This is a genomic window from Micromonospora arida, from assembly GCF_042873195.1.
Classification (GTDB): domain Bacteria; phylum Actinomycetota; class Actinomycetes; order Mycobacteriales; family Micromonosporaceae; genus Micromonospora; species Micromonospora arida.
This window is the reverse complement of record NZ_JBIALC010000012.1, coordinates 58,750-70,712: the sequence shown is the minus strand read 5'-3', so window position 1 is coordinate 70,712 and position 11,963 is coordinate 58,750. Positions and strand designations below refer to the sequence as shown.

Sequence of the window (11,963 nt, the reverse complement as noted above, 5' to 3'; positions counted from 1 at the left end):
TCAGGCTACGGCGTGGGCGGCGAGCCGGTCGCCGACCTCTTCGGTACGCAGCGTCGCACCCGGCGCCCGGCTGGCCAGCTCGGCGGCGACCGCCGCGTTGACCCGAGCGGCCGACTCGCTGTGCCCGAGCTGCTCCAGCAGCAACGCGGCGGAGAGCACCGCGGCGACCGGGTCGGCGATGCCCTGCCCGGCGATGTCCGGAGCCGAGCCGTGCACCGGCTCGAACATCGAGGGGTACGCCCCCTGGGGGTTGATGCAGCCGCTGGCGGCCAGCCCGATGCCACCGGTGACGGCCGCGGCGATGTCGGTGAGGATGTCGCCGAAGAGGTTGTCGGTGACCACCACGTCGTAGCGCTGCGGCTGGGTGACCAGGAACATGGCCGCCGCGTCGACGTGCTGGTACTCGGTTTCGATGTCCGGGTGCTCGGCGGCGACCGCGTCGAACGTACGCGCCCAGAGCGACCCGGCGTGGGTGAGCACGTTGGTCTTGTGCACGAGGGTGACCTTGCGCCGCTCCCGGCGGCCGGCGCGGGCGAACGCGTCGCGGATCACCCGCTCCACGCCGTGCCGGGTGTTCAGGCTCTCCTCGGTGGCGACCTCGGCCGGGGTGTCCCGGTGCAGGGAACCGCCGGCACCGGCGTAGAGCCCCTCGGTGCCCTCGCGCACCACCACGAGGTCGACCTCGCCCGGCTTCACGTTGCCCAGCGGGCCGGCGACCCCGGGCCAGAGCCGGGACGGGCGCAGGTTGACGTACTGGTCGAAGGCGAAACGGAGCTTGAGCAGCAGCCCTCGCTCCAGCACGCCCGGCGGGACCGTCGGGTCACCGACCGCGCCGAGCAGGATCGCGTCGTGCCCGGCCAGCTCGGTCAGCACCGAGTCGGGCAGCACCTCGCCGGTACGGTGCCAGCGGGCGGCACCGAGGTCGTACTCGGTGGCCTGCACGCCGGGCAGCACCGCGTCGAGGACCTTGCGGGCCTGCGCGACCACCTCGGGCCCGATGCCGTCTCCGGCCACCACCGCGATCCGCGCCACGACCGCACTCCTCTGCTCAACGGTTCCGTTCGGGGCAACGGTACGTCGCCGTCCCGCCTCCCGGTACGCTGGGTCCACACTTTGGGATGCGGGAATGCACAGCACCCTCTCAGCTGAGACTCATGGGGCGGTCATCTCCGCTGCCTACCGTGGTAGTCAGTGGGTCGCGGCGGCCCGCTGACCAACGGGGTCGCGATGACGCGGCGCCATGTGCGAGGGGGCAGATGCGATGCGCATCGACGAGCAGCCACGGACCCGCTGGCCGGACCCGTCCGCGTTCCGCAACCGCCGACCGGACCTGCGACTCGGCAGCCGCCGGCAGCGGATCGACCCGGCCGCGGCCACCGAGGGCCGGATCGCGGTGGAGCACACCGTACGCACCGCGACCGCCGAGTACACCCTGCTGCTCAACGCCCCAGAGTCGCTCGGCCGCCGGGGCGTGGGCGAGGCGCTGCGGGACAGCGTCGCCGAGCTGCGCGCCATCGACCTCACCTACGGCCCCAACCGACCGGAGAGCCTGGTCTCCCGGCTGCGTCGGGGCGAGATCAGCCCGGAGTCGTACCCGCCGCTCGCCGATCTGGTGGACCGCTGCGCCGCGATGCGTGCGGCCACCGACGGGTGGTTCGACGCCTGGGCGGTGCCCGGCGGCTTCGACCCGGGCGGCCTGCTCGGAGGTTGGGCGGTGGAACGCGCCGCAGAGCGACTGCGCGCCGCCGGCATCCACGACTATGCCGTACTCGCCGGCGCCGACCTCGTCGTCCGGGGCCGCGCGCCGCACGGCGGACCCTGGCGGGTCGCGGTGCATCACCCGACCGCACCCGAGCGGGCGCCGCTGGTGCTGGAGATGACCGCCGGCGCGATCGGCACCTCCGGGGTGAGCGGGCGGCAGGGGCACGTGGTGGACCCGCACACCGGCGAGCCGGCCGATCACCTCGTCGCCGCCACCGTGGTCGGCCCCGACCTGACGGTCGCCGACGCCTACGCCACCGCGCTCTACGCCGCTGGCCCTACCGGCCTGGCGTGGTTCCGGGGCAACTCCGACTATCGCGCGCTCTTCGCGCACCGTCGCTGAGCCGGTCGGGCCCGCGATCGGCCCCCACGGTCTCGGCAACGGCCGTGGGGGCCGGTCAGCGACGAGTGCGCGTGGCTCGCACAACCGAGGGGTGCGGACCGGTCGGGCCGGACGTCGACCGCGCCACCCGAAGACGGGCCGGCGCCTCGAACTCGGCCAGTGACCGCAGTGCGTACGCTAGCGAATCGACGCAACTCGACGCAAGAGTCTCCACACCGGACCGTCGCGACAGCAGACCGCGGTGATCGATGGTTGACCGGCGGCGAGGCAGTTTCGACATGGTGAACGGCGGATGGCACGCTATCCGCCGTGAGTTTCGATCTGAGCGTGTGGGCCCTGGAGGACGGGGCGACGCCCGAGGACGTGCGGACAGCGGTCAACGGTTGCCGGCAGGGGCGACACGTGGACCGCTACCCCGATCCGCGGGTGGTCAGCTTCTACCGGGCGATCACCGCCTCCTATCCGGACCGTCACCCCGGCCCGAACAGCCCGTGGGCGGTGGCGCCGCTGCACGCGGCCCACGACCACGTCGAGCTGAACCTGCACCCGACCTGCGCGGACCAGGTGCTACTGGACATCGAGCGGCTGGCCGGCGAGCACGGTCTGATGCTCTTCGACCCGCAGGACGGCTCGGTCTACCCGCCGCCGGCGCGGTTGCCCGGCTGACCTGACCGGCGGCACGGACGGGAAATGACGAGGGGCCCGGCGAATCGCCAGGCCCCCCACGGTGTTTGTCGTCTACTACTCGTCGCGCAGGTCGGCGGCGCTGGCCGCCGTGGCGCCGATCGACTCGGCGGCCGAGGTGAGCAGGTCGGCGCCGAGCGCCTGGTCGACGGTGAGCGTCATCAGCGTCTCACCGCCCGCCTCCCGACGAGCCACCTGCATGGCGGCGATGTTGATGCCCGACTCGCCGAGCAGGGTACCGACCGTGCCGACGACACCGGGCCGGTCGGCGTAGCGCAGGAAGAGCAGGATGCCCTCCGCGCCGATCTCCACGTCGAAGCCGTCCACCTCGGTCAGCTTCAGCACGTCCCGAGCGCCGGAGTGGGTGACCGTGCCGGAGACACTGACCGTCCGACCGTCCGGCAGCGCGCCGCGCACCGTGACCAGGGTCGGCTGCTCGGCCGTCTCGGCCAGGGTGGCCAGGGTGACCTCGACGCCACGCTCGGCGGCCAGGTGCGGGGCGTTGACGTAGGTGACCTGCTCCTCGACCACGGAGCTGAACAGACCCTTGGTGGCAGCGAGCTTGAGCACCGACACGTCGTGGCTGACGATCTCACCGCGGACCTCGACCGTGACGCTGGCGGCGATCCCACCGGCGACCGCGGTGAACGCCCGGCCGAGCTTCTCCGCCAGCGGCAGCAGCGGCCGAACGTCCTCGGCGACCACACCGCCGGCCTGCACGTTCACCGCGTCCGGGACGAACTCGCCCTGCAACGCCAGCTTGACGCTCTTGGCCACGGCGAGACCGGCCTTGTCCTGCGCCTCGTGGGTGGAGGCGCCCAGGTGCGGGGTGGCCACCACGTTGTCGAAGGCGAACAGCGGCGACGAGGTGCACGGCTCCTTGCTGTACACGTCGACACCGGCGCCGGCGACCCGGCCCTCGGCGATCGCGTCCGCGAGCGCCTGCTCGTCGACCAACCCACCACGGGCGGCGTTGATGATGCGGACGCCGGGCTTGACGAGCGCCAACTCCTTCTCACCGATCAGGCCCACCGTCTCCGGCGTCTTCGGCAGGTGGATGGAGATGAAGTCGCTCTCCCGCAGCAGCTCCTCCAGCCCGACCAGGCGGACGCCGAGCTGCGCCGCACGGGCCGGCTGGATGTACGGGTCGTACGCGATCAGCCGGGTGCCGAACGCGGCGATGCGAGACGCGAAGAGCACCCCGATACGACCGAGCCCCACCACGCCGACCGTCTTGCCCTGGACCTCGACGCCGGTGTACTTCGACCGCTTCCACTCCCCCGCCTTGAGCGCGGAACTGGCGCTCGCGGTGTTACGGGCGACGGCGAGCAGCAGCGCGACGGCCTGCTCGGCGGCGGAGACGATGTTGGAGGTGGGCGCGTTGACGACCATGACGCCCCGCGCGGTGGCGGCCGGCACCTCGACGTTGTCCAGCCCGACGCCCGCCCGGGCGACCACCTTGAGTCGCGGCGCGGCGGCGACCGCCTCGGCGTCGATCTGGGTCGCGCTGCGCACGATGACGGCGTCGGCCTCGGAGAGCGCCGAGAGCAGGGCCGGACGGTCGGTGCCGTCGACGTGCCGGACGTCGAAGTCGTGGGCGAGCACCTCGATGGCGGCGGGGGCGAGTTCTTCGGCGATCAGTACGACAGGATTCATCGGTCCTCGTAGAGGTCGTGTTTGCGATCGGCCCGGGCGGCGGGGGGCGCCGCACTGCGCCCTGCGCTGATCCGTGCCGTGGCCGTCAGGTGCCGGCTGCTGCACCTACAGGCGATCGTAGGGGCCTCGCTGGTCGGCGTGTTCCGGTCTTCAGGGTGAGTGCCCTCACACGCCCGGTCGGGCGACGGACATCGGCCGTTCACCGCACCGACACGGTTGCTCCCGCCCGCTACAACCGGAGGCACACCCCTGCGGGAGGATCCGCCCTTGTCGCTCGCCGTGCGCATCACGCTGCTCCGACAGCTGACCCGTGTCGATCTCGCGCGGTTCGGTCCGGTGCTGGCCGAGGCGTTGGTCACCCGGTCCCAGCAGGTGAAAATCCGACGCAGCTTCGTGCGTCGGCGCACCGCCGCCGCGGACGAGGCGGTCGCGCTCTACCGGCGGCTCGTCCAGGACCGGCCGGGCCGGCACGAGGTGGCACTCGCGCGGGCCCTCGTCGCGCAGGGCTCGGTCCCGGACGACCGCACCGTCGAAGCCGCGCTCGCGCAGGGCCGGGAGGCGATCGGGTACGTCGAGAACGCGACCGACCGGGACGGCCTCGTCGTCCTGGCCGCGGCGCAGCTGACGGTGGCCGTGCAACTCCGCACCGACGCACCCCGCGACGCGCTGCCGCTCGCCGACCAGGCCCGGGAGACCTGGCTACGGTGCGCGCCGCTCGGTGCCCGTGAGCGGATGGCGTTGGCCCGGTCCCTCACCGTGCTCGGCTACTGCCGGGCGGCGCTGGGCGAGCCGGCCGAGGCGCTCGCCGCCCGGGAGGAGGCGGTCGAGTTGTTCCGGCGGCTTCCCTTCTGGACACGGCTGAAGTACATGCCCGCCCGGCTCGAGGCGATGAGCGGGCTGGCGGACTCCCTCGCCTCCCATCGCCGGTGGGCCGAAGCGCTGACGCTGGCCGCGGGTGCCCGCGAGGACCTGACCTTCATGAGCCGTTTGGAGCCACTGCGGTTCCGGCCGACGCTCGGCAACCTGTTGTTCGTGATCGCCAGGTCCCACCTGGGGCTTCGCGAACAGGATGCGGCCGTGGCGGCGGCCGAGGAGGCCGTCGGGCACTACCGCTGGCTGGCCGAGCACGACCCCGTTCGGTATCAGCCACGGCTGGTCATCGCGCTACGCACGCTTGCCGGCACTCTCAACGCTCTCGGGCTGCATGAGAAGGCCGCCTGGGCAGCCGCTGAGGCCGAGGCGACGGAAAGCCGCTGACGCGGGGCACTGCGGCCAGCGGCCGGCGACCCGCGCTGGGGAGAGCGCTGGATCGCCGGCCGCTGGTGGACCGGTCGAACGTGTCAGGCGGTCTCGGTGATCGGGCGGTCCACCCAGCTCATCATGCCGCGCAGCTTCTTGCCGGTCTCCTCGATCGGGTGCGCCGCGCCCTCGGCCTGCCACTTGGTGAAGTTGGGCCGGCCGGCCTCGTCCTCGGCGACCCACTCGCGGGCGAACTCGCCGGACTGGATCTCACCCAGGATCTTTCGCATCTCGTCCTTGACCCGGGAGTCGATGATGCGCGAGCCACGGGACAGGTCGCCGTACTCGGCGGTGTCGGAGATGCTGTAGCGCATCTTCGCGATGCCGCCCTCGTACATGAGGTCGACGATCAGCTTCAGCTCGTGCAGGCACTCGAAGTAGGCGACCTCCGGGGCGTAGCCCGCCTCGGTGAGCACCTCGAAACCGGTCTGCACCAGCGCCGAGGCGCCGCCGCAGAGCACCGCCTGCTCGCCGAAGAGGTCGGTCTCGGTCTCCTCGGTGAAGGTGGTCTTGATCGCGCCGGCCCGGGTGCCGCCGATCCCCTTGGCGTACGCGAGGGCGAGCGCGAGCGCGTTGCCGCTGGCGTCCTGCTCGACGGCGACGAGACAGGGCACGCCCTTACCGTCGCTGTACTGGCGGCGGACCAGGTGGCCGGGGCCCTTGGGCGCGACCATCGCCACGTCCACCTCGGCCGGCGGCTTGATCAGGCCGTACCGGATGTTGAAGCCGTGGCCGAAGAAGATCGCCTTGCCGGGGGCGAGGTGCGGGGCGATCGACTCCGCGTAGATCCCACGCTGGGCGGTGTCCGGTGCGAGCACCATGATCACATCGGCCTCGGCGGCGGCCTGTGCGGGCGTGACCACCCGCAGGCCCTGCTCCTCAGCCTTGGGACGGCTCTTCGAGCCCTCCGGCAGACCGATCACCACGTCGACGCCGGAGTCACGCAGCGACAGCGCGTGGGCGTGGCCCTGGCTGCCGTAACCGATCACCGCGACCTTCTTGGCCTGGATCAGGCCGAGGTCGGCATCGTCGTCGTAGTACACCTCAACGCTCATGAGAACTTCCCTTTCGTACGACGGCCGGGGCGGCCCGTCGTGGTCTGTGCGGATGAATTCGCCGGACGGCCGGCCGAGGGCCGACCGGCGGCGGGTCAGGCGGCCCGGAGCGCGGGACCGGCGGTGATCGAACGCGAGCCGCGCCCGATCGCCACCAGCCCGGACTGGACCATTTCCTTGATGCCGAAGGCCTCGAGGTCGCGTAGCAGCGCGTCGAGCTTGTCCGGAGTGCCGGTGGCCTCGATGGTCAGCGTGTCCGGTGCGACGTCGACCACCCGGGCGCGGAACAGGTTGACGGTCTCCAGCACCTGCGACCGTGCGGACCGGTCGGCGCGAACCTTCACCAGTAGCAACTCCCGGGCAACCGAGACCTGCGGATCCAGCTCAACGATCTTGAGCACGTTGACCAGCTTGTTCAGCTGCTTGGTGACCTGCTCCAGCGGGGACGACTCCGCGTTGACCACGATGGTGATCCGGGAGACGTCCGGGTTCTCGGTCTCGCCGACGGCGAGGCTGTCGATGTTGAACCCGCGCCGGGAGAACAGGCCGGAGACCCGGGCGAGCACGCCCGGCTTGTTCTCCACCAGCACGGACAGGGTGTGCATGGTCATGCCACGACCTCGCTTCGCTCGGTCGCGCCCTGACGACCCGCATCACTGAGCTCGATGATTCGTTCGCTTCGCTCACTCATTGTCAGATGTCATCCTCGTCGAAGGCCGGGCGGACGCCACGGGCGAACATGATCTCGTCGTTGCTGGTGCCGGCGGCGACCATCGGCCAGACCATCGCGTCCTTGCCGACCACGAAGTCGATCACCACGGGCGCGTCGTTGATCTCCATGGCGGCGGCGATGGTCTTGTCCACGTCGGCCGCGGTCTCGCACCGCAGCCCGACACAGCCCAGGGCCTCGGCGAGCTTGACGAAGTCGGGGATGCGGTGCTTGTGGGTGCCGAGCTCGGTGTTGGAGTAGCGCTCGTTGTAGAAGAGCGTCTGCCACTGTCGGACCATGCCGAGATTGCCGTTGTTGATGACGGCGATCTTGACCGGGATGCCCTCCAACGCGCAGGTGGCCAACTCCTGGTTGGTCATCTGGAAGCAGCCGTCCCCGTCCACCGCCCAGACCACCGTGTCCGGCTTGCCGACCTTGGCGCCCATCGCCGCCGGCACCGCGTAGCCCATCGTGCCGAGGCCGCCGGAATTCAACCAGGTGTACGGCTTCTCGTAGGAGATGAACTGCGACGCCCACATCTGGTGCTGGCCCACCCCGGCCACGAAGATCGCGTCCGGGCCGACGATCTCGCCCAGCCGCTTGATCACGTACTGCGGGGACAGGGTCCCGTCGACCGGCTCGTCGTAGCCCAGCGGGTAACGGTTGCGCAGGTCGTTGAGCTGCGTCCACCAGTCACCGAGGTCGGCGGTGCGCCCCGCCGACCGCTCGGCGGTGACCGCGGCGATCAGCTCGTCGATGACGTGCTTGGCGTCGCCGACGATCGGGACGTCCACGTGCCGGTTCTTGCCGATCTCGGCGGGGTCGATGTCCGCGTGCACCACTGCCGCGTCCGGGGCGAAGGAGTCCAGTTTGCCGGTGACCCGGTCGTCGAAGCGTGCGCCCAGCGCGACGATCAGATCCGCCTTCTGCAGGCCGTAGACCGCGGCGACCGTGCCGTGCATGCCGGGCATCCCGAGGTGCTGCTGATGCGAGTCGGGGAACGCGCCGAGCGCCATCAGCGTGGTGACGACCGGGATGCCGGTCAACTCGGCCAGCCGGCGCAGCCCGTCGGTGGCACCGGCCTTGAGCACCCCACCACCGACGTAAAGCACCGGCCGTCGGGCTGCGGCCATCAACCGCGCCGCCTCCCGGATCTGCTTGCCGTGCGGGTGCAGGGTGGGCCGGTAACCGGGCAGGTCCAGCGTGGGCGGCCAGGAGAAGGTGGTCGACGCCTGGAGCACGTCCTTGGGGATGTCGACCAGCACCGGGCCGGGTCGCCCGCTGCTGGCCAGGTGGAACGCCTCGGCCAGCACCCGGGGGATCTCCTCGGCGTTCTGCACGAGGAAGTTGTGCTTCGTGATCGGCAGGGTGATGCCCTGGATGTCCGCCTCCTGGAAGGCGTCGGTGCCGATCGACGGGCGGGCCACCTGCCCGGTGATCGCCACCATCGCCACCGAGTCCATGTACGCGTCGGCGATCGGGGTGACCAGGTTCGTCGCGCCCGGGCCGGAGGTGGCGATGCAGACACCGACCTTGCCGGTGGCCTGCGCGTAGCCGGTCGCCGCGTGCCCCGCGCCCTGCTCGTGCCGCACCAGGATGTGCCGAACCGTCGAGTCGTAGAGCGGGTCGTACGCCGGCAGGATCGCGCCGCCCGGAATGCCGAAGACGACGTCGACCTCGAGCGCCTCAAGGGACCGCACGAGCGAGCCGGCCCCGGAGACCTGCGTCGCGGCGGCGGACCGTACCGCCGGGACGGCCGGGGTGGCCGTGCGCGGGGCGGCCTGGTCGACGTCGGCGGCCGCGCGGGCCCGGCGGGCGGTGTGGGCGAGGGTCTCGGGCGTGGGTTTCGTCATGGCGGTTCTGGCCTTCGGCTGGAGTGGCTGGTGGCTAGTCAAGCGATGCGACGCGGACGGGGCCCGCTTCGCCAGGTTCCGATGGCAATAAAAACGGCCCTCGTGCAGATGCACGGGGCCAGCGCACTCTCGACGAGGGAGAGTGCGCTCAGGTAAGTACTCGCAGCGACCGGTACGACGACATGCGGCTAAGCCTGACGCATCTCACGCGATGAGTCAACTGATCCCACATGTTGGTTAACGGAGGCCGGCGCGTCGACCGCCGACGCGCCATCGTCAGACGGGGTGAGCTGCCCGGACCCGGCCGGAGCGGGCCGTGGTGCGGGCACCGGGGCGGGACGCGCACCCGGTGACGTGGCCGCCTCCAGCATCGCCTCCAGGTGCTCGGCCGGCACCCCCCAGCCGAAGAGCGCGCCCTGCCCGAAGCGGCAACCGGCGGCCACCACCGCGGCCAACTCGGTCGGCGTGGTCACCCCCTCGGCAATCACCTCCAGCCCCAACTGGTGGCCCAAACGCATGACGATGTCGACCATCGGGGCGAACGCCGGGCCGTCCTGGCCGACCGGGCGGACCGGCTCGTGCTCGGCGACCAGACTGTGGTCGATCTTGAGGATGTCGATCGGCAACCGGCGCAGCTGCCCCAGCGACGAGTAGCCGGCCCCGAAGTCGTCCAGCGCGATCCGGACACCGGTCAACCGCAGCGCGGTGAGCCGCCGGATCAGCTCGTCCAGGTCGGTGGCGACCGCGTGCTCGGTGACCTCCAGCACCAGCCGCTGCGGCGGCACGTGGTGGGCGCGCAGCGCCTCGGCGACCTGGACCACGTACTCCGGGGCGTGCAGCTCGCGCGGGGAAACGTTGACCGACACCCAGACGTCGTGCCCGTCCGCCAGCCACCGGGAGAGCTGGTAGCAGGCCTGATGCAGCACCCAGGCGCCGAGCGGGGCGATCATGCCGCACTCCTCGGCGAGCGGGATGAACTCGTCCGGACGCACGTTGCCCAGCTCGGGATGGTGCCAACGGAGCAGCGCCTCGGCGCCGACCGGCCGCACCGACGGCAGCGACGCCACCGGCTGGAACGCCAGCCGCAGCTCGTCGCGGTCGATGGCCCCGCGCAGCTCGTGCTCCACCGTCGTACGCCGACGCAGCAGTTGGTCGTACGCGGCGTCGTACCGCTCGATCCGGTTCTTGCCGCGCTGCTTGGCGTAGCGCAACGCCAGGTCGGCGTGGCGCAGCAGGAGCTCCACGTCCGGCTCGTCGGCCCAGTCGGCCACCCCGATGCTCACCGACAGGAAGACCGGCCCCTCCGGCTGGTCGTAGGGCCGGTTGATCACCCCGAGGAGCCGTTCGGCGACCCGGTCCGCCTCGACCGGCCGGCCCTGCATGAGTACGGCGAACTCGTCGCCACCCAGCCGGGCGGCCACGTCGCCGGGGCGCAGGTTGCCGCGCAGCCGCCGGCCCACCTCGGCCAGCACGGCGTCGCCCACGTCGTGGCCCCGCATGTCGTTGACGTTCTTGAAGCCGTCCAGGTCGAGGCCGAGCAGCACACACGGGTTGCGGTCGGCGGCGTTGCGGTGCAGCGCCCGGAGCAGCCCGCGCCGGTTGGCCAACGACGTCAGCGGATCGGTGTGCGCCAGTTCCCGGAAGTGCGCCTCCCGCTCGGCCAGGCGGTCCGCGTACCCCCGGACGTCGCGAAGGGTGAGGTACTGCCGTGCCACCAGGGCGAAGCCCTCCACGCTGCCGGCCACGATGCCCGCCGCGGTGAAACGGCCGTCCTGGGCGAGGTGGTACATCGCCGAGGCGGCCATCGCCAGCATCGGGGCGATCGCGTATTCGCCGTCGCTACCGACCAGGTCAAGGTCGACCTGCCCCGGCCGGTCGGCCTGGTACACCGCGAGCGCGACCGTCAGCAGACCGGCGGCGAGCACCGCAGCACCGGTCAGCGCCATGGTCGGCCCGGCCTGGCAGAGCCCGCCGCTGAGACCCAGCCCGCCGCAGGTCACCGCGGTGATGCCGGCGCCCAGCGCGGCGAGCCGGCGACGTGGCCTGGCGGCCCGGAAAACGACGATCACGGCGAGCCCGGCACCGAGCGCGGCGCTCACCGTGGCCAACAGGATCGCCGGGCAGGCCATCGGGGTGGCGGCACCGAGCAGCCGGGTGGGCTCGGAGAAGAGCACCCAACCGACGAACCACAGCGCCGCCGCCATGACCAACCCGTCCAGGGCGAGCCGGGCCGTTCCCGCCGCGGTGGCGGCCACCCCGGGCAGCCGCAGCAGCCCGGCGGCGAAGGCCAGGCCGCTCACCGCCATGCCGATCGCCACCACTGTCGCCCAACCGGTGCGCTGCCCCTGCTGGTGGGCCCAGTGGTCGTTCGCACTGAGCGCGGCGGCCACCCCGGCCAGGAGGCTGAGCAGGCCAACACCGGCGGCGGCCGCGAGCAGCAGGTGCGCCGGTCGACGCGGCCGCGTCCGCCGCCGGGCGACGACGGTCAGCAGCACGGCGGCCACCGCGGCGACGAGCCCGCTGAGCGCCGCGACAGCGACCATGCCCGGTGGAAGATGCACGCCTCCAAGAGTGCCGGATGGGCGCACGCCATGGGGGCCGAG

9 protein-coding genes are annotated in these 11,963 nt (G+C 72.0%); 3 read left to right on the top strand and 6 right to left on the bottom strand.

The window, feature by feature from the left end:
* Complete coding sequence (locus tag ACFYP0_RS27385) at positions 1–1,032, bottom strand: 3-isopropylmalate dehydrogenase (protein ID WP_124854322.1); 1,032 nt, start codon at positions 1,030–1,032, stop codon at positions 1–3.
* Positions 1,033–1,261: 229 nt separating this feature from the next.
* On the opposite strand from ACFYP0_RS27385, the gene ACFYP0_RS27380 reads away from it, so the two are divergent.
* Together ACFYP0_RS27380 and ACFYP0_RS27375 are read left to right on the top strand one after the other, a co-directional pair.
* Entirely contained in the window at positions 1,262–2,104 is an 843-nt protein-coding gene (locus ACFYP0_RS27380) for an FAD:protein FMN transferase (protein WP_386998038.1), read from the top strand.
* 309 nt (positions 2,105–2,413) lie between these two features.
* Positions 2,414–2,770, top strand: a complete 357-nt coding sequence (locus ACFYP0_RS27375; RefSeq protein WP_091393184.1) for a hypothetical protein — start codon at positions 2,414–2,416, stop codon at positions 2,768–2,770.
* 75 nt (positions 2,771–2,845) lie between these two features.
* On the opposite strand, the gene serA is transcribed toward ACFYP0_RS27375, so the two are convergent.
* The gene (gene serA, locus ACFYP0_RS27370) at positions 2,846–4,444 is read right to left on the bottom strand and encodes a phosphoglycerate dehydrogenase (RefSeq protein WP_355498520.1); all 1,599 of its coding nucleotides are present in this window, start codon (positions 4,442–4,444) and stop codon (positions 2,846–2,848) included.
* A 267-nt stretch (positions 4,445–4,711) separates the two neighbouring features.
* Between serA and ACFYP0_RS27365 the strand changes: the two genes are divergently transcribed.
* Positions 4,712–5,701, top strand: coding sequence for a hypothetical protein (locus ACFYP0_RS27365; RefSeq protein ID WP_355498523.1), 990 nt, complete (start codon positions 4,712–4,714; stop codon positions 5,699–5,701).
* 83 nt (positions 5,702–5,784) lie between these two features.
* Here ACFYP0_RS27365 and ilvC read toward each other — a convergent pair whose 3' ends face one another.
* The 4 genes from ilvC to ACFYP0_RS27345 all read right to left on the bottom strand — a co-directional run bounded on the left by ilvC (position 5,785) and on the right by ACFYP0_RS27345 (position 11,903).
* A complete protein-coding gene (gene ilvC / locus ACFYP0_RS27360) occupies positions 5,785–6,798 on the bottom strand; it encodes a ketol-acid reductoisomerase (RefSeq protein WP_112625850.1) in 1,014 nt (337 codons plus the stop codon).
* Positions 6,799–6,893: 95 nt separating this feature from the next.
* Positions 6,894–7,409 carry an acetolactate synthase small subunit gene (gene ilvN, locus ACFYP0_RS27355; protein ID WP_088946549.1) on the bottom strand — a complete coding sequence of 172 codons (516 nt, stop codon included), beginning with the start codon at positions 7,407–7,409 and terminating at the stop codon, positions 6,894–6,896.
* Positions 7,410–7,491: 82 nt separating this feature from the next.
* Positions 7,492–9,360 carry an acetolactate synthase large subunit gene (locus tag ACFYP0_RS27350; RefSeq protein ID WP_355498527.1) on the bottom strand — a complete coding sequence of 623 codons (1,869 nt, stop codon included), beginning with the start codon at positions 9,358–9,360 and terminating at the stop codon, positions 7,492–7,494.
* Between the two features lie 188 nt (positions 9,361–9,548).
* Positions 9,549–11,903: a putative bifunctional diguanylate cyclase/phosphodiesterase gene (locus tag ACFYP0_RS27345; RefSeq protein ID WP_386998097.1), complete on the bottom strand. Its 2,355-nt coding sequence runs from the start codon at positions 11,901–11,903 to the stop codon at positions 9,549–9,551.
* Positions 11,904–11,963 lie beyond the last annotated feature (60 nt).

Coding starts and splice junctions, on each gene's coding strand:
- ACFYP0_RS27380 (WP_386998038.1), top strand. CDS start 1,262: ATGCGCATCGACGAGCAGCCACGGACCCGCTGGCCGGACCCGTCCGCG.
- ACFYP0_RS27345 (WP_386998097.1), bottom strand. CDS start 11,903: ATGGTCGCTGTCGCGGCGCTCAGCGGGCTCGTCGCCGCGGTGGCCGCC.
- ilvN (WP_088946549.1), bottom strand. CDS start 7,409: ATGACCATGCACACCCTGTCCGTGCTGGTGGAGAACAAGCCGGGCGTG.
- ACFYP0_RS27350 (WP_355498527.1), bottom strand. CDS start 9,360: ATGACGAAACCCACGCCCGAGACCCTCGCCCACACCGCCCGCCGGGCC.
- serA (WP_355498520.1), bottom strand. CDS start 4,444: ATGAATCCTGTCGTACTGATCGCCGAAGAACTCGCCCCCGCCGCCATC.
- ilvC (WP_112625850.1), bottom strand. CDS start 6,798: ATGAGCGTTGAGGTGTACTACGACGACGATGCCGACCTCGGCCTGATC.